Genomic DNA, 17,553 nt, shown 5'->3' with positions numbered 1-17,553 from the left:
CTATTGTTCAAAACGCACTCTGACGGAATTCGCGTGAGCTGTCAGGTGCTCTGACTCGGCAAATGTCTCTATGTCCTTATGGGCTGCCTCAAGGGCCTCCCTGGAATAATAGATAATGCTGGATTTCTTGATAAAGTCATCCACGCCCAGGGGCGAGAAAAATTTGGCTGTCCCATTGGTTGGCAGGATGTGGTTGGGGCCGGCAAAATAGTCTCCCAATGGTTCTGAGCTGTACTCACCGATAAAGATGGCGCCCGCGTTCTGAATTTTGGTCATGACCTCAAAGGGATTCCTGGTGACGATTTCCATGTGCTCCGGCGCAATGCTGTTGGCTGTCTCCACTGCCTTTTCCATGGATTCCGCCACCAGGATATAACCGTAATTGTCCAGGGATTTTTTAATGATGTCGCTGCGTGACAGCACCTTCAGGAATCCGTCCACCTCGTCGGATACCTTCCTGGCCAGTTCCATGCTGGTGGTAACCAAAATAGAGCTGGCCAGCTCATCGTGTTCTGCCTGGCTTAACAGGTCCGCGGCCACAAAACGCGGATTGGCGCTGTCATCGGCTATCACCAGGATTTCGCTGGGGCCTGCTATGCTGTCAATGCTCACATGGCCATAGACAGCCTTTTTTGCCAGGGCCACAAAGATATTGCCCGGTCCCACGATTTTATTTACCCTGGGAATGGATGCCGTGCCGAAAGCCAGGGCCGCCACTGCCTGTGCCCCGCCTGCCTTATAGACCTCTGTGGCTCCTGCCATGTAAGCCGCTGTCAGAGTCACCGGATTTACCTTTCCGTCCTTACCGGGCGGCGTCACCATGGCGATGCGCTTCACCCCTGCCACCTCAGCCGGAATAATATTCATCAGGACGGAGGAAGGATATGCCGCCTTGCCGCCGGGCACATACACTCCCACACTCTCCAAGGCAGTCACCTTCTGGCCCAGGATGGTGCCGTCAGGCTGGGCGTCAAACCAGCTGTTCTGCCTCTGCTTCTCATGATAACGGCGGATATTGTCCATGGACCTCTCCATGACCTTTAAAAGGCCCGGTTCCACCTGTTTCATGGCCTCATCAATTTCCTCCCTGGTCACCCGTATACTGCTCCCATCCAGGGACGCTCCGTCAAACCGCTTTGTATACTCAAACAGCGCCTCGTCTCCCCTTGCCTTTACATCGTCCACAATGGCCTGTACGGTCTGGGTATAGCTGTCGTAATTATTGGGGTCCCTTTTCAACATGTCCGCCAGAATATTCTCCATGGACTTATTATCTAATGTCACGATTCTCATGCCTAACATTCCTCCGCTTTCCTGACTTTGCTCCTGTACCTACCTTCCGGCATTCTCCTTAAGATATGCCTGGAATTTCTTGATAATGGCCGTGATGCGTTCATTTTCCGTCTTCATGCTCACCTGGTTTACCACCATCCTGGCTGACAGGCTGCACACTTCCTCCAACACCATAAGTCCGTTCTCCCGCAGGGTGGACCCAGTCTCCACAATATCCACGATTACCTCGGACAGACCCACGATGGGGGCCAGCTCAATGGAACCGTTCAGCTTAATAATTTCCACAGTCTGATACTTCTGGTTATAAAAATAGTCCTTTGCTATGTTGGGATACTTGGTGGCCACCCGAATCAGCTCATGGTGCTCCAGCCTTTCCCTGGCTGATTCAGGTCCGCAGACGCACATCCTGCATTTTCCCACCCCAAGGTCCATGACCTCATAGAGCTTGCGGCCCTCCTCCAATATGGTATCCCTGCCCACTATTCCGATATCGGCCGCCCCGTACTCCACGTATGTGGGCACATCATTGGCCTTTGCAAGGAAAAAACGCACTCCCAGGTCCTCATTTACAAAGATAAGCTTCCTGGAAGCCTTATCCTTCATCTCATCACAGGAAATGCCGATTGCCTCAAACATCTCCATGGCTTTGTCCGCAAGCCTTCCTTTGGCTAACGCTATGGTCAAATATCTCATCTTCTTCACGGCCTCCCTGCGTTTACTCGTAAGCGGTAATGGGTATCTGGTCTGTATTCCCGTTCACCGTGTCCATGGCTGTCACTACGGTCCCGTCCCCCTTCAGGTACAGGACATTGCGCATGCCCCTCTGTATTGCCATGGCCTTGTAATCCTCAAGCGCCACCTGCTCCTTCTTCTTCATGGACTGGACGGCCAGCCCCTTGTCCCTGAAATAGCTGCCCAGCCACAGGGCCCGGGATCTGGCCGAAGTCTCATAGAGTATCACCGTGTTCACCAGCGTCACAGGAACATCAATCTGCTGCCTGGAAAGGGCAGCCATCAGCTGGTCCACAACAATCACAAATCCCACAGCAGGCGTATCCTTTCCAAACTGCACCAGCAGCTTGTCATACCGGCCTCCTGTAACAATATAATCCCCGGTTCCATAGGTATATGCCTTAAAAATAATACCTGTATAGTACTGGTATCTGCTGAGCATCCCCAGGTCATAGGACACATAGGCTTCCAGTCCCCTGCTCTCCAAAATGGAATGTACCTTCTCCAGCCGTTCAATGGCAGCCAGTGCCCCCGGATTGGCGGTAAGCTTTTTCGCCTCCTGCATCTGCTCCAGGGAGCCGAACAGCTCCGGAAGCTTCAGAAAAACCTTCTTAAGCCCTTCGTCCACGGGCTGGTTCTTGAGCAGACCCTCCACGGCAAAATAATTTTTATTTTCAATGTACTGATTCAGCTCTTCCTCAACTTCCTCCTCCAGCCCGGCCTCCTTAAGAAGGCTTCTGTAAAAGGCCACCTGGCCCAGCTCCACCTGGAACTCCTTAAGGCCGGCCTGTCTCAGGCTGTCAATGACCATGGCAATCATCTCGGCATCCGCATCCTCGGAATCATCCCCAATCAGCTCGGCCCCTGTCTCAGCCCGCTCCTTAAGGCGGCCCTGATAACTGCTGTTATTCTTAAAAGTGCGTTCCAGGTAGCAGAGTCTAAGAGGCATGGGATCGTCCATAAAGTACTTGGCCACACACCGCGCAACCGCCGGCGTCATATCCGGCCTCAGCACCAGGGTGTTGTTGTCCCGGTCAAAGAACTTAAACATCTCCCTGTCCGGCACGCTTCCCCTGTCCTTGCTGAAAATATCAAAATATTCAAAACTCGGAGTCTGGATATGCTCATATCCGTACAGATAAAAGGTATCCAGAATCTTGTCCTGAACTGCCAGCTTTTTCCTGCATTCTCCGTTATAACTGTCCTTTACGCCCTCCGGCGTATGAATCAAACGATTATTCCCTGCCATCCTGTTCCCTGCCTTTATGTTTTCTCGCACATTTACCCCGTTTTGCTTTTCTATGGTAAAGTGCTAATTCATTAACGTGATTGTTTCATTATAGAGGAAAACCATGGAGCTGTCAATCATATTTTCGCGTCCCCAAAGCAGTTTTAAAATTCCATTCTGCCCATCGTGCAATATACCTTATTATACTTTTATTTACAGGGCTGGTCAATGAAAATGTACCTGCGGGGTGGTATGCGGGGTGGTACGGAAGATGGGGCTGAAAGGAGCGCATAAAAGAAGGTGTGAAAACAGGATTAGAATACAGGATATGAAAAAGACGTACGGACCAAGAAAGGACCTGCACAGGCAGCATGGAAGGCGCGGCGCTTCACGCAAAACCTCCTATGACCTTCTGTCCAGGTCTTTTTGTATTTCTTCCAGATAATGGACCAGAAAGCCGGCATGGGAACGGACCCGCCAGCTCTTGTCCACCTCGTCGTAGGTAAAGCTTTTGCGCCCTCCCTCCTCCATCCGTTTCCAATATCCCTCTATCTGTTCAAAAGGCAGATAATATATTTCATCCAGGCCGGTAAAATAGAGGATGATAAATGCAATTCCGCCCTGTTTCTCAAATTCCCCCATAAATTCAATCTGGTGGGGATGGATATTTTGAAGGGGAAATGTCTTTACCGCGCATTCCTTGGCATCAAAACACACCGGAATCCCCTGTACGGCCCCGATATAATCCACGGTACTCTTCTGGTCAAAATAGGCCAGGGTGATGTGGCGGCTGGACTTGTCAATTTCAATGGGGGTGATGGGGGTCGGTATCTTCTGTATCAGAGCCAGCTTCTTTTCCCTGTACAAATCGTTGGTATGGTTAATCAAATCTTCAAGGGTAGAGCCCCTTAAACCTCTGGAATTCCAGGTACCCATGTCAGTTCATTCCTTTTATGTATTATATATTTACAGGACAGTGTGTCCAATGTGTCTTAATCCTGTACGTCAGATAAGTATACCAAAATCAAGGATATTTCACAAGCACAGCAGATTTAAAAAATGAAAAGCAGATTTAAAAAATAAAAACAAAAATAAATGAAAGGATTCCGGCGACTCAATCGTATTAATAGTGAATGAATCAAAAAAGGAGATTGAAAAACATGAAAATCAGAACTATAATGGCAGCAGCAGCCACAGGCATTCTCTTAACCGCAGCGGGCAGCAGCCTTGCATGGGGTGCTGACTGGACTTGTCCCAGAGGATATGCTGACTGTACGGACTACGAATACTGCAGGAGCCATGAACACGGAGACTGTGAAGGCCACTGGTCAGAGGACGGGGATTGGGTATGCCCGGACGGGAACCATGGACGGACATCCTCATCGGACCCCTCAGGGTATGGATGCCATAGCGGAAACAGCCATCATGGCAGACGCGGCTGCGGTTCACATCACAGATAGGGAAAACAGTACTGCACCTGGCAGTACCGGACATATGGAGCGGCTATGCGGCAGGAATCAGATGTAGAGCAGACCATTGGGCAATACGCGGATATGGTAAAACATATCTGCTTTGTCTATATGAAAAATGAAAGTGATACAGAGGACGTGTTTCAGGATGTGTTTTTGAAATACGCCCTTTTTTCTGAACCCTTTGATTCTGAGGAACATAAAAAAGCATGGCTGATTCGTGTGACCGTAAACAGGTGCAAAGATTTGCTCCGCAGTTTCTTCCGGACACACACCTGCTCTCTGGAAGAGGCCATGTCCATGGCTGATACAAAAAGCCAGGACCTGTCCCATGTGCTGGAGTCCGTGATGAATCTTTCTGATAAATACAGAATCATCGTGTATCTGCATTATTATGAGGGCTATTCAGCCGTGGAGATTGCAGGTATTTTACATAAAAATGTCAATACCGTATATACACATCTGTCAAGGGCGAAAGCCGAGCTTAAAAAAATGCTGGGAGGTGATGAGGGTGAAACAAAGTATACATGATGCGTTTGATACAGTCAGCTGTGATGAGGTCTTGAAGGGACGGACCTGCGAATATGTGATAAAACACATGCACCGCAGCAGAAAGCCGGCGCCCCGCAGAATGAAGTGGGCGGTATCCCTTGCCTGTCTCCTGCTCTTTGCCACCAGCGGCCTGGGCGGTTACAGCCTGTACTACACGGAAGCAGCCGTCATCAGCATAGACGTAAATCCCAGCATTGAACTGGACATCAACCGCTGGGGAAAGGTGGTGGACCAGACCACCTACGGTGAAGAAAGCGAAACTGTCCTGCAGTCCCTTTCGCTTAAACATCTGGAATATGAGGAGGCACTGGCGCTCCTGCTGGCCAGCGATGCCATGCAGCAGTATCTAAAAAAAGACGCCCTGGTCTCCATCACGCTGGAAACAAAAGACGGCGACCCGCAAATGTTCTCAAGCCTTCAGGAGTGTGTAAACACAGCCTTAATGCAGTGCCATGGCGTAAAGGCAGAGTATGCCAGCGTGGACAGCCATATGTGTGAGGAAGCCCATGAACACGGGATGTCGCTGGGAAAGTATTACGCCATACAGGAGCTTCTCACCGCGGACCCCCAGGCCACGCTGGATGAATTCAAGGATAAGAGCATGAAAGAGATAAAGGTCCACACGGAACACTGTGAACACCGGCAGCAGAGAATACGTGGGGAACTACAGGGGCAATCCCAGGCGGAATCTCAAGCGGAATCATCCCAGGCAGAATCATCCCAGGCGGAATCTCAGGAAGAATCATCTCAGGCGGAATCGCAGGCGGAATCATCCCAGGCAGACTTCCAGGGTGAATCCCAGGCAGATTTCCAGGATAAGTTCCCTGACAATTCCTCACAGCCTGCCAAGCGTTCCCACAGTCAGACAGACAGTCAGGAAACCGGCTGTCACGGCAGCCGGCATCACAGCCGCCGGAACTAGATTTTCCTTATATCTTTAGCAGGAACGCCTGCCACAGCCGCGTGGTCCGGCACATCCCGGATCACGACGGCTCCCGCTCCCACAGTGGCCTCCGTTCCAATCCTGATTCCATCTATGATGGTGCAGCCAATTCCCAAAAAAGTTTTCCTTCCCACAACCGTATGACCTGCCATGGAGACCTTGGGACAGACATTCACAAAATCCTCCACCACACAGTCGTGCTCAATATCTGCCTGAGTATTTATGATGCAGCCTGTTCCTATGGATGCATAGGCGTTTATGACGGCATAAGGGTGTATGGTGCAGCCTTTTGCTATCCTGGATAAAGGGCTTATGACTGCCGTGGGATGTATGATGACAGCAAGCGGAATTCCCAGGGATACAAGCATGGATATTTTCTTTTCGCGCAGTTCATTGCTGCCGGTGGCAACAATGACCTCATCATAGGATTTCAGGATCTGGTCCAATCCATCGTCTTCCCTGCGGATCAGATATTCCGGAATGGCACGGTGTCCCTTTTCTTTCAGTTCCATAAAATCAATCCGGCTATACCGGTTCATGGCCAGCGCGCAATCCAGTGTTACAATTCCCTGGTCACCTGCGCCCCATATGAGCAGGCGTTTCACCGGTTCCCCGGTATTCCTGACTTTCCTTTCACTGCCTTTTATTTCACTATCTTTCATTTCATCATTTTTCATTTCACCATCACCCATTTTCCCATCCTCCATTCCTTTTTTCTCCCTTTCAATCTCCCTATTTCACCATCGCCATTGCTTAACCTACGTTCCGCAATTTTTCACACCATCAGCTCAAATAGTAAACCAGATATCCCTTTTTAGAGGAAAACCCCATCCTCTCATACATACCAAGTGCCTGTTCTGAGGAATTGAGGCACACCATTTTGGTCTCTCCCCTGGCCTCCTCCATCAGCCTCTCCACCATGCGGGTGGCAATGCCCTGACGTCGGAATGCCTCATCCACCCATACATTGGTTATCTGTCCCACTCTTCCACTGGGATTCTCATTGGAAGGCAGTACATCGTAAAAATACAGGGTAGCCGTGGCCGCCAGCTCCCTGCCCGCATATGCTAAAAGCGTACGGCAGGCATTTTCCTTCATTTTAATTTCATAAAACCTTCGTATGGCATCCTCCAATTTTGTTCCTGCCGCACATTCAGAAAACATCCTCAAATCCCTTATCCGCATACGCACAAGAAAATCCAATTCATCTATGTCGGCAAACCGGTATTCCAGCTCCATATTAACCTCCCTATCCTCCCTGTGGTTCCTTATCCATATTTACATCTCCTGGCTGACAAATCTTACATATCTTCGCAGGGCATATTCCCCGTCATGTGCCTCTCCCGCAAATGGCGATGACATGGTTCCTGCCCTGGTAATACGCGCCACGCCGCCGGACGCCAGAGTCTTCATAAGCTCAGGCCGCCTGTCCTCCCTGCAAATCAGTCCTGCTGTCTGGAGGTGCCTCTTATGGCGTCTTAAGCAACCAAACAGCTGCCCCTGCGGCAGGCGCTTTACCAGACAGTTGCCAAACATGGGAGACAGCTCCAGCTCATGATCCCCGCAGGCCGTAAGGCTGCAGCCCTTTCCCGGATACAGCTTCCTCATTTTCTTTTTTCCATACGCCATCTGTTCCATCCTGTCATTATGCTGCTGAAGCGCCAGGGCTGCCTCTGCCATATTCACAGAGCCAAACCGGGATTCCACGGGCCGGACCGTGGAATCTTTCTGTAAAATGTCCGGCTGGAACAGTGATACATGCCCCGGGCAGGAAAGAACAGCCCTCTCCATATACGGAAGAAATTCCCGGCAAAATTCATTCACATCATCCATACGCTCCGTATCCAGAAATATAGTCTGACAGGAACTGCACAGCAGCTGCCGTGTGGACACTATATGCTCAGCCAGAGCAGACAGCTCCTTATCCTTACACTCATAACCGGAGATATATACAAATCCAAGCTTATGCCCCCATTCAATGAGTCTGGTTCCTGGCGGCGCGCTTCTGCGCACAGCAGCCACCGCCGAATCTCCTCCCCATACCACAATACCATCAGCCATTTCTTCCAGCCGCCTCATGGCAGGCAGGTCCCCGGACGAGGTGTCAAAGACATAAATGTAATCCGCCAGAGCGGGTTCCAGACGGATAAGACGCAAAATAATATCCATGGACAGTCCTCCATCATTGCCCGGAAGCTTTAATATATTCACATTTCCGGTAAGCAGTCCCTCCACAATGCTGAATACAGGCAGCCCTTCCATATTTCCGGCTGTTATGTGCAGGAGCGTCCCCAGGGGGAGTATATGAGTCTCCATTTTTTGTAATTCCGTATAATGATATACTTCATGGCTAGGGCCAGGTTCGCACTCTGTACTGCCTCCCGGTTCACTTTTTCGCCCTTTGCCTGCCTTTACTCCCAGTTCTGTTTCTATCTTATATTCCAGCCATTCCCGGCTGAGAAACCGGGTCAGACATCCCAGCCAGGCCGGTATCCACGGGTTTCCGGCTTCTCCGGCCGTCTTTCCCGGCGCAGCGTTCTCCAGTTCCTCTCTCAGCTCCTGCCCCAACCGAACCAGCCCGCGAATGACCCTTTCCTGCTCCAGTCCGCGTCCCAGCCTGGTATCATTGATTCGGGCTTCCAACTGCCCCAGCAGTTCTCCCTGAAGCATGGTATCATATACCCTTCCCTGAAACAGAATCACCTGGCAGCCTCCTTCCCATATGTGCCATTCAGGATATCCTGGGCCCCGGCCGCGCAGGTCTTAATACCGCTTACCCCTGCCCGCCCCAAAAGCTCCAGATAAGGAGCGTCAATCCCGCAGCCGCACTCCTTTCCCACATGGAGCACTCCCACATCATCCGTCATCACACTCAGAACCGGAACCGCCTTTATCATAGGCGTGATAAGATTGACCAGACCAGGCCTGCCATATCCCAAAGGCTCCATGGTCTTTATATCCCGTATGATGACCTGGCTGTACACCGGAACATGAAAATGATGGTTCCTGCAATCACAGTACAGCACCGGATGTTCCGCCGCGCTGAAAAATTCCGCAACATCCTTGTCCTCTATTCCAAGCACACGGCGCGCAAGTCCATAGAGAACCTCCTTGTTCACCTTCTGTCCCTCAAACTGTTTCCAGCCGCCGGAAAGAATCATTTTGGATCCCCCCGGCAGCGTAAGGTGTATTCCCCGCTCCTCCATCTGCTTCAAGGCAAAATATGCATAAGACGGAAAGCCCAGTATCCTCACAGGCACGGCCCCATGGCTGTACCGGCAAAGCCGGTCCATGACATGCTCCAGATTCGGGATATACTGTCCCTGACGGTATATCAGGGCATAATCCCTGCTGAGAGGCGGTGCGAAAAAAGTGGCCCCGAAAGTGCTTCTGGCAACCGCCGTGCGGTTATCTCTGTGGGGTTCATAGCCGAATATAACGTAACGGGCCGGTCTGAGAGACAATAATCCCCTTTTTGATACAGTGCGCGCCACCATACCCAGACCGCACAGCAGAGCGCCGCCGTCAAAATTCACCTGGCTGGCAGTTCCTGAAGTCCCGGAGGATGTGGTTTTAAGCCAGGTACACTCCGGGGCAATGGAGTGTATGTCATGATGTTTGAAAAACAGGGTGGGCAGAACGGGAATTCTCCCTATATCCCGGCTGCTTTCCAAGTGTCCCGGCCGGAATCCTGACCTTTTAAGGATTTTGCTGTATTCCCGGCAGTGCCTGTAATGGTAAGCACAGTTCTCTCTGACTGCGGAAAAAAACATCTGCTCTGCGCCCTGTCTGTCATAGATATTCTTTGTCCAGAAAAGCCGGTATCTGCTTAACCTGCCTCTTGTGATTCCGTATCCTTCCATATAGCCTCCCAATATCCTTGCGGTACATTGTTCTTTCCTGCTGCCAGCCCAGCATCCCCTGGCGCTCCCGTATTTTGGACACGGTACAGAACTCTGCCAGCGTTTCCCTGTATCCGCCGTCCCCGTTTTCCCGGTTTTCGCTGTGTGTTCCCATCCGTTCTGCAGTATACCCGGTATCCGGTATTCCCGGTCCAAAGCAGCGTATATCATAGATCCAGGAATCCGCGCCCCTATCATCCCTCTGGCTGTTTTTCCTGTAATCTAATATGCGCAGCTCAGCGATGAGCTCATTATCCTGCATCATCCCACGCACTAATTCCACTTTCACGCCATCCTTACTGACAGCATATCCATTTTCATCCTCCAGAACATATACAGGATACGGTGAATGGGCTATAATTCCAAATCCCGGGGCAAACTGATATGCAGGTACGGCTCCGGATACGTCCTGTGCGTTTTGCCGTCCCTGCCCGCACCCGCCGCACCCCAGGAAAACCCCAAAGATTCCCGCAAGGATTCCCGCCATAACGCCTGCTCTCTTGGCCCGTTTTCTCCCCCAGCCACATTGCTTCACAATATTCCCTCCATTCCCCTCTGCCCAAATGAAATTTACTATATTATCCAGTATATTGGACCAAAGAAAGCAAGTCAATGGAGGGCTCCAGATATTAAGGATATCTTCATAAAATGGAATAAAATCAAACCGTATGTATTTATGTTGACACATGTTAACATATCAGCTATACTATATATTAACACACGTTAACATGGAGAAATGTAATATGAATACAGATATAGGCGGGAAAAAACCATATCATTTTGGTAATTTAAAAGAAGCACTCATTGAACAGGGAATTGCGTTAATCCATGAGGAAGGAATTGAAAAGTTTTCTCTGCGAAAGGCGGCAAAGAAAGTAGGTGTATCAGCGGCTGCCTGCTATAATCATTTTGGAAACATGGACGATCTGCTCCGGGAAATGTATTCTTATGTGATTGACAGATTTGCAGCCGCTCTGAAACAGGCGGTTGAAGATAATCCCTGCCATCATGTTACAATCTCAATGGGCGTGGCCTATGTGGAATTTTTTGCAGAGTATCCGCACTATTTTAATTTCTTATTTGACAGTGAATATCTGGGCATACAAATAAAAGAAACAGAAATCACATGGAACAGCTCTTTTACTCCGTTTGAAATTTTTGTAACCGGCGCGAAAAGAGGAATGAGGGAACTAAACATTGATGAAAAAGAATTAAGAGATGACCTTTTGGTAATGTGGGCAGCCGTACATGGCCTGGCAGCCATGGCCAACATGAAGGGGGTCCAGTATGACAGCGGTGATTGGGGCGCTCTTACAGAGAGGTTACTGCTCAGCAAAGTAATGCTGTGACATATGTTAAAGGAGGAGGAACATATTATGACGGAAATAGAAGCAATCAGAGCAAGGCACGCAGTCCGGAATTATACGGCGAAACCGCTCTCCCCTGAGATTATTGATGAACTACGCCAAGAAATTGAGCAGTGCAACCGGCAGGGACAGCTGCACATCCAGTTAGTTACGGAAAATGAGGAGGCGTTTAAAACCTTTATTCCCTTATTTGGGCGGTTTAAAAATGTAAAAAACTATATTGCTCTGGCAGCCAAAAAGCAAGGCGATTTTTACGTGAAATGCGGCTACTGCGGAGCGCGGCTTATGGTTAAAGCGCAGCAGGCAGGCCTTAATTCATGTTGGGTCACAAATACATACAATGCAAAAAAATGTCCGGTTACGTTAGCTCCTGATGAGGAACTGGTTGGTGTCATTGCGATTGGTTACGGCACCACTGACGGTACGCAGCATAAGTCAAAAAGCATGGAACGTTTATGTAAGCCATGCAGTGATAAATGGTTTTTAGATGGCATGAATGCGGCTGTACTTGCTCCAACCGGTCTTAACAGACAGGATTTTTTTATCGAAGCAAACGGGAATACCGTATCCATCCGCACAAAGGACAATCACCCTATGTCCCAAATCAATACCGGAATTGTGAAATACCATTTTGAGATTGGCGCCGGAAGGGAGAATTTTAATTGGGAATAATTGAAACACATATTTTTGCAGGGTAAATCATGTGGATGCATCAGAATGGATACAGGGAGACGGCAAGCCTTTTGCCGTCTCCCTGTCCTCTATTTTTTCACAGGGAAGAAAATTTCTGTCTCCCACTCTTCCGGCGGAAGCTTGTCAAACTGGGTCTTGCGGTAAATCTCGTAAGGCATCCCATTCATATGATATCCATTGGCGTTAATCCAGGCCACAATGGCGCCATAGGCATCCGGCAGTCCTGAATAGGCGCCCTTGTGGATGGTAGTTGCACACAGACAGCCCGGCATGACAAAATCAGCCTTATCCCGCTCTGTGATTCCCACTCCCAGCTCGATATCGCTGTAAGCCGGGTCAAATTCCTGGTCATGGTAGATGGCCATTACCACTCCGTTTATGGTCATGTGTTCCCTGGCAATCTTTTCATATATCTTCCCGTAATATGTGCCGAATTCCTCCACTGACATCTTGTTTCTCCGGGTAACGAGAACCTGTTCCTCTGCTTCCTTTATCTGAATCTCATAATTGTTCTGATAACTCATAATGTCACCTGTCCTTTCAAATTCTTCCAGATGATACCCCATTTCCCTTATGGTTATGGAAATATGCTCCATCTGCCGCTCCAGGCGGAATCTTTGTTTGTACAGCTGCCGCAGCAATTCCCTGCTGTCCGGGATGGTAAGCAGAGCCTGGATTTCCGTAAGGGAAAAACCATACCGTTTCAGCCTTCCAATCAAAAGCATGGTGCCAATCTGAGGGTCCTCGTAGTACCGGTATCCGTTTATCTCATCTATTCTCTGGGGCTTTAAAAGGCCTATCTTATCGTAGTGACGCAGTGTTTTCACACTCACCCCGCACACTTTTGACATCTGTCCTATGGTCAGCATGGTCCGCTCCTCCATTCATGTTCTGTTTACCTGATTCGAATCTGTTCCAAGTATAAGCTCTGACCTAAGGGCAGAGTCAAGAGGTTGTTTATAAAAAACTCTCTGAGCCTCATCCCTGTCTTTCCTCAGATTCATAAATATACAGCCCGTATGATGCCGGATATCACCACAGCCAATAATACCATGAAGATCAGGATATAAAGCATCCTGTCATTCTTTGGCAGGTCCGCTGTTTTATCCAATCCGGCCCACTTTACCCCCTTATCACGGCAAAAGTCGAGAAATGCATCCATCTCCCCCAAGTCCTTAAACACCCACTTGGGAACCGGGATACACTCTATCCCGCGTGCTGTCTCTGTATTCAGGAAAAAGAATGTGTCCTCTGTTTCAGCCAGGCAGTTATAATCCTCCCAGCTGTACTCTGTAAAAGCCAGCCCTCTTTTCATGCGGATTCCATTTACCCCAATCGAAATTTCCCACCTTCCAATCCCGTCTGACGGCATCCATCCGCTCATCATCTGTTTCTTGTAAAATGACTCGGACAAACCATGGCCCCTCATATAGCTCAAAAGAAGCATGGTCAGAAAAACCGCTGTCAGGATGGCGCTGTCCGCTATCATACCAATGCTCATTCCGCATAAGGCTGCCACGATTCCCGTTACCCGGAGCACTTTTCCTTTCTTTGCACCGTATAATTTTTTTACCCGAAGTCCCATCTGCATCCCCTGAATCCAGGCATGGGACCAGGCCCTCTGGTCCATAAAAAAATAAAAGTTAAAAATGCCTTCAGCAACATGTCCGTCATCCTCCACTGCCTGGGGATCTGTAAATTGGTCCAGAAACCGGTCCATGGTTTCTCTGTCCGGAAACATACGTTTAGGAACAGCCAGAAACACATAGTTTTTTCTTGCAGCAGGCCTTCCCAAAATCAAAACCCTGGGAGTTTCAGCCCGATATGTATACCAGGAACACGGAATCCTGCTTTTGTCATTTTTACAACACAAGTATCCTTTTTCCACCTTGTATGCCCTGGGTTTCAGGAATCCCAGCCTGCTGCATTGCCAATACAGAAGAATACACGAAACAGCCAGTATTCCGCCAATTCACCTTTGGTCATCTGGAATTCCAACCCTGTTTCAACCTTCTCTCCTTCCATCTCTTTCCCCTCTTTCTATGTCATGCCTTTGGTTTTCAGTTAATGCTTTCCTCCATTGTACCATTTAACGGAAAAAGACCCCAGCACTTTCTGCCGGAGCCCTTCATCCATTTATCTCTTATACTTAATCTGCTTAATCCATCTCAGCCCTGAACCGCTCAGCCTGTTCCGCAATCAATTCCTTATCCTCGAAGTAATTGATCTTCATGGCCCTCTTCATCTCAGCCAGGGTCTGGGCTGCCTTCTGCTCTGCCCTGCGGCTGCCTTCTTCCAGGATACGGTAAACAGCAGGAATGTCCCTGGCAATTTCCTTGCGGCGCTCACGGATGGGCCTCAGTTCATCCTGAAGCACGCTGTTGAGGAACCGTTTCACCTTCACGTCTCCCAAACCACCTCTGGCGTAATGGGCCTTCAGTTCATCCAGGTTCTTGTAATCCGGCAGATATGCTGCAAAATGCTCATCACGGCAGAACGCATCCAGATAAATGAACACAGGATTTCCTTCCACCTGTCCCGGATCCTCCACCCTCAGGTGATTGGGATCCGTAAACATGGACATGATTTTCTTCTTTATCTCATCCTCGGAATCAGACAGGTATATGCAGTTTCCAAGGGATTTGCTCATTTTAGCCTTGCCGTCTATACCGGGCAGGCGCAGACACGCCTTATTGTCCGGCAAAAGGATATCCGGCTCCACCAGGGTATCCCCGTAAACACTGTTGAACTTATGGACGATTTCCCTGGTCTGCTCAATCATGGGCGCCTGGTCCTCACCTACCGGAACCGTGGTCGCCTTAAAGGCAGTAATGTCCGCTGCCTGGCTGATTGGGTATGTGAAGAAGCCCACCGGAATGCTGGCCTCAAAGTTGCGCATCTGAATCTCGGATTTTACGGTAGGATTGCGCTGAAGCCTGGATACGGTCACTAAATCCATATAGTAAAACGTCATCTCGCACAGCTCAGGCACCTGTGACTGGATGAACAGAACGGATTTCTCCGGGTCCAGTCCGCATGCCAGGTAATCCAGAGCCACCTCTATGATGTTCTGACGCACCTTTTCCGGGTTGTCCGCATTGTCTGTCAAAGCCTGGGCATCGGCTATCATAATATAAATCTCATCAAACTCCCCTGAATTCTGCAGCTCCACCCTGCGTTTTAAAGAGCCTGCATAATGTCCTACGTGAAGCCGTCCTGTGGGGCGGTCACCGGTCAGTATAATCTTTCCCATCTGATATATCCCTCTCATTTCCTCAGCATCAGGCCATCGCTGGTCTGAACGCTGTTTTTTACTTGTACAGAACATGCCTGAAAATCCCCTTAAGCCAGCCGTTCTCCCCACGGGAAAAACAGCAGCAAAAAAATGGCAATTTCAAACATTATCTAGCATAACCCAAAGATGAATTCCTGTCAAGAATTCCCTGCTCCGGTCCGGGACAAACCTCCATGGTCCGGGCCTGGTTAAATGCCCTGGCTTTCGCAAGGCAGCCCAATCCCCTCTCCTTCCATAACCGTATTAAAAATCACCGGCAGCCTGGCGGTAAATTCCTCTCCCCTCAGATGCTTAAGGGGCGCAGGAAGTGTTTCCGGCATGACAAGCCGCCAGGAGTGAAGGAGCTGGGACCGGACCGCGTACTTCTTTTTTACTGCATCGTTTAAGCTGCGGCTGCCATACTTATAATCTCCCACAATCGGATGACCAATGGACGCCAGATGGGCGCGAATCTGATGGCTTCTTCCTGTAATCAGGGTCACCTGCAGCAGTGTGAATGTTTTGTTGCCGGACAGCGGCAGATATTCGGTCATAATGGGGACGCTGTCCTCCACTTCCAGAGGAAAAATGCTTACGGTATTCGTGCTCTCATCCTTTTTCAGAAAACCTGCAATCAGCTGCTTCTCCTTTATCTCGCCGGCAACCAGACACTGGTAATATTTGTGTATGCTTCTGTCCTTAAATACCTCATTCATCACCTGGAGGCCTGCCAGGGATTTTCCGGCCACCACCAGCCCGCTGGTATTTCTGTCCAGCCGGTTGCAGATAGACGGCTTAAAGGTGCGCAGCTGGGATATGGGGAGTTTTCCTGAATCAATGAGATAATTAAGAATATATTCGTTCAGGGACATGTCGCTGTCCTTTGCCTTCTGCGACAGCATGCCGGACGGTTTGTTCACCACCAGGATATGCTGGTCCTCATAGACAATGTCCAGACGCCGTCCTCCCTCCCGGTCTCTGGAACCCTGGTGTTCACCGCCTTTTCCCCGGGCCTTTTCCCGTTTCTCATGGGAGGATGCTCCTGTGCTGCTTTGGTCTCCCGGCTGTTTCTCATATCCGCCCATATCCGGGACAGAAAACTTTTCTATGGTCTCATCCGAGAGGAACAGCTTTACCTGGTCTCCCTCTTCCAGCCGTTCGGAACCATCGCATTTTTTGCCGTTCAGCGTTATGTTCTTTTTACGCATCATTTTATAGATAAAACCCTTGCCGGCCTGGTTCAGATATTTTGTGAGAAGCTTATCCAGCCGCTGTCCGGCCTCATTCTGGGTAACTGTCAGTGTCTGCATATGGCGGCACTCCTTTGTAGGTAATTAATCATTCATGAAGCTCATGACTGCCAGAAGCAGGCGGTGGGGCATCATCTTGCACAGCAGCCGGAACGCCTTCATGGTAATGCCGTAGACCGAAATCTCTCTGCCTGCAATGCTGTCCCGGATGGCCTTTTGAACCACCCGCTTTGGATTTGCCATGACCAGCCTCTTATAGAGAGGAATCACGCCTGTGGATTCGGCAATGTCAAAGAACTCTGTTTTTACCGGTCCCGGACACACCGCCGTCACATAGATTCTCCGGCTTCTCAGTTCCTGGTTCAGGGCCCTGCTGTAGCTGAGGACAAATGATTTTGTAGCCGCATAGATGGCAAATCCGGGCTGAGGCAGGAACGCCGCGGAGGATGCATACTGGATGATTCGGCTATTGCATTCCATATAGGGCAGCACCATGCGGGTTACGGCGCACAGGGCCTCACAGTTTAAGGCCACCATGTCTGTCTCACTCTTTAAGCCCAGCTCCTCCACCTGCCCAATCATACCAAAGCCTGCTGCATTGACCAGAAACTTTACCTGGGGCTTCCTGGCACTCAGTGCCCGCAGGAGCACGTCCCTGTCACGCTCCCTTGTAAGATCCAGTGCAAATTTGCGCAGGGGCACCCCAACCTGGCGGTCCAGTTCATCCAGGCGCTCTCTTCTTCTGGCTATGATCCAGATCTCGTCAAAGCCCTTGAAATGTTCCCACAGCTGGATGATGGTTTCCCTGCCCATACCGGAGGACGCTCCGGTCACTACAGCAATCTTCATA

Annotated in this window: 19 protein-coding genes; 5 read left to right on the top strand and 14 right to left on the bottom strand. The window is 49.8% G+C overall.

Going from position 1 to position 17,553, the window contains the following annotated elements; all coding sequences use genetic code 11:
- The 4 genes from hisD to CGC65_RS14305 form a co-directional block, all read right to left on the bottom strand.
- A complete protein-coding gene (gene hisD / locus CGC65_RS14320; RefSeq protein WP_002567573.1) occupies positions 1-1,293 on the bottom strand; it encodes a histidinol dehydrogenase in 1,293 nt (430 codons plus the stop codon).
- A gap of 39 nt (positions 1,294-1,332) precedes the next feature.
- Positions 1,333-1,986, bottom strand: coding sequence for an ATP phosphoribosyltransferase (hisG, locus tag CGC65_RS14315; protein WP_002567572.1), 654 nt, complete (start codon positions 1,984-1,986; stop codon positions 1,333-1,335).
- A 22-nt stretch (positions 1,987-2,008) separates the two neighbouring features.
- Positions 2,009-3,274: an ATP phosphoribosyltransferase regulatory subunit gene (hisZ, locus tag CGC65_RS14310; RefSeq protein ID WP_002567571.1), complete on the bottom strand. Its 1,266-nt coding sequence runs from the start codon at positions 3,272-3,274 to the stop codon at positions 2,009-2,011.
- A 381-nt stretch (positions 3,275-3,655) separates the two neighbouring features.
- Complete coding sequence (locus CGC65_RS14305; protein WP_002567570.1) at positions 3,656-4,189, bottom strand: Holliday junction resolvase RecU; 534 nt, start codon at positions 4,187-4,189, stop codon at positions 3,656-3,658.
- A gap of 224 nt (positions 4,190-4,413) precedes the next feature.
- On the opposite strand from CGC65_RS14305, the gene CGC65_RS14300 reads away from it, so the two are divergent.
- Genes CGC65_RS14300 through CGC65_RS14290 form a run of 3 tightly spaced genes read left to right on the top strand, consistent with a single transcriptional unit; the run spans position 4,414 to position 6,196 of the window.
- Entirely contained in the window at positions 4,414-4,713 is a 300-nt protein-coding gene (locus tag CGC65_RS14300; RefSeq protein WP_002567569.1) for a hypothetical protein, read from the top strand.
- A 45-nt stretch (positions 4,714-4,758) separates the two neighbouring features.
- Positions 4,759-5,253 carry an RNA polymerase sigma factor gene (locus CGC65_RS14295; RefSeq protein WP_002567568.1) on the top strand — a complete coding sequence of 165 codons (495 nt, stop codon included), beginning with the start codon at positions 4,759-4,761 and terminating at the stop codon, positions 5,251-5,253.
- On the top strand, positions 5,228-6,196 hold the full coding sequence (locus CGC65_RS14290; RefSeq protein WP_007037289.1) for an anti-sigma-I factor RsgI family protein: 969 nt from the start codon (positions 5,228-5,230) through the stop codon (positions 6,194-6,196). Before CGC65_RS14295 ends, CGC65_RS14290 begins: the two co-directional genes overlap by 26 nt.
- Here CGC65_RS14290 and CGC65_RS14285 read toward each other — a convergent pair.
- From CGC65_RS14285 to CGC65_RS14265, 5 genes are all read right to left on the bottom strand, one after another.
- Positions 6,193-6,909 carry an acetyltransferase gene (locus tag CGC65_RS14285; protein WP_002567566.1) on the bottom strand — a complete coding sequence of 239 codons (717 nt, stop codon included), beginning with the start codon at positions 6,907-6,909 and terminating at the stop codon, positions 6,193-6,195. The two genes, CGC65_RS14290 and CGC65_RS14285, sit on opposite strands and share 4 nt — an antisense overlap.
- Positions 6,910-7,000: 91 nt before the next feature.
- Positions 7,001-7,456, bottom strand: a complete 456-nt coding sequence (locus tag CGC65_RS14280; protein WP_002567565.1) for a GNAT family N-acetyltransferase — start codon at positions 7,454-7,456, stop codon at positions 7,001-7,003.
- 39 nt (positions 7,457-7,495) lie between these two features.
- Positions 7,496-8,920: an acyl-CoA reductase gene (locus CGC65_RS14275; protein WP_002567564.1), complete on the bottom strand. Its 1,425-nt coding sequence runs from the start codon at positions 8,918-8,920 to the stop codon at positions 7,496-7,498.
- A complete protein-coding gene (locus CGC65_RS14270; protein ID WP_038281737.1) occupies positions 8,917-10,080 on the bottom strand; it encodes a LuxE/PaaK family acyltransferase in 1,164 nt (387 codons plus the stop codon). The genes CGC65_RS14275 and CGC65_RS14270 overlap by 4 nt, the downstream gene beginning before the upstream one ends.
- Positions 10,010-10,654, bottom strand: a complete 645-nt coding sequence (locus CGC65_RS14265) for a hypothetical protein (protein ID WP_002567562.1) — start codon at positions 10,652-10,654, stop codon at positions 10,010-10,012. Before CGC65_RS14265 ends, CGC65_RS14270 begins: the two co-directional genes overlap by 71 nt.
- 208 nt (positions 10,655-10,862) lie before the next feature.
- Here CGC65_RS14265 and CGC65_RS14260 point away from each other — a divergent pair, with 208 nt between their 5' ends.
- The gene (locus tag CGC65_RS14260; protein WP_002567561.1) at positions 10,863-11,468 is read left to right on the top strand and encodes a TetR/AcrR family transcriptional regulator; all 606 of its coding nucleotides are present in this window, start codon (positions 10,863-10,865) and stop codon (positions 11,466-11,468) included.
- Between the two features lie 27 nt (positions 11,469-11,495).
- A complete protein-coding gene (locus CGC65_RS14255; RefSeq protein WP_002567560.1) occupies positions 11,496-12,158 on the top strand; it encodes a nitroreductase family protein in 663 nt (220 codons plus the stop codon).
- A gap of 89 nt (positions 12,159-12,247) precedes the next feature.
- On the opposite strand, the gene CGC65_RS14250 is transcribed toward CGC65_RS14255, so the two are convergent.
- The 5 genes from CGC65_RS14250 to CGC65_RS14230 all read right to left on the bottom strand — a co-directional run bounded on the left by CGC65_RS14250 (position 12,248) and on the right by CGC65_RS14230 (position 17,552).
- A complete protein-coding gene (locus CGC65_RS14250; RefSeq protein WP_002567559.1) occupies positions 12,248-13,048 on the bottom strand; it encodes a MerR family transcriptional regulator in 801 nt (266 codons plus the stop codon).
- Positions 13,049-13,179: 131 nt separating this feature from the next.
- On the bottom strand, positions 13,180-13,974 hold the full coding sequence (locus tag CGC65_RS31825) for a YcxB family protein (protein ID WP_235622318.1): 795 nt from the start codon (positions 13,972-13,974) through the stop codon (positions 13,180-13,182).
- 363 nt (positions 13,975-14,337) lie between these two features.
- Positions 14,338-15,432 carry a tryptophan--tRNA ligase gene (trpS, locus tag CGC65_RS14240; RefSeq protein ID WP_002567556.1) on the bottom strand — a complete coding sequence of 365 codons (1,095 nt, stop codon included), beginning with the start codon at positions 15,430-15,432 and terminating at the stop codon, positions 14,338-14,340.
- Between the two features lie 230 nt (positions 15,433-15,662).
- Positions 15,663-16,763: an RluA family pseudouridine synthase gene (locus tag CGC65_RS14235; protein WP_002567555.1), complete on the bottom strand. Its 1,101-nt coding sequence runs from the start codon at positions 16,761-16,763 to the stop codon at positions 15,663-15,665.
- A gap of 24 nt (positions 16,764-16,787) precedes the next feature.
- On the bottom strand, positions 16,788-17,552 hold the full coding sequence (locus CGC65_RS14230) for an SDR family NAD(P)-dependent oxidoreductase (protein ID WP_002567554.1): 765 nt from the start codon (positions 17,550-17,552) through the stop codon (positions 16,788-16,790).
- Position 17,553 lies beyond the last annotated feature (1 nt).

This window comes from Enterocloster bolteae, from assembly GCF_002234575.2.
Taxonomy (GTDB): domain Bacteria; phylum Bacillota; class Clostridia; order Lachnospirales; family Lachnospiraceae; genus Enterocloster; species Enterocloster bolteae.
This window is presented reverse-complemented; position numbering and strand designations above follow the sequence as displayed.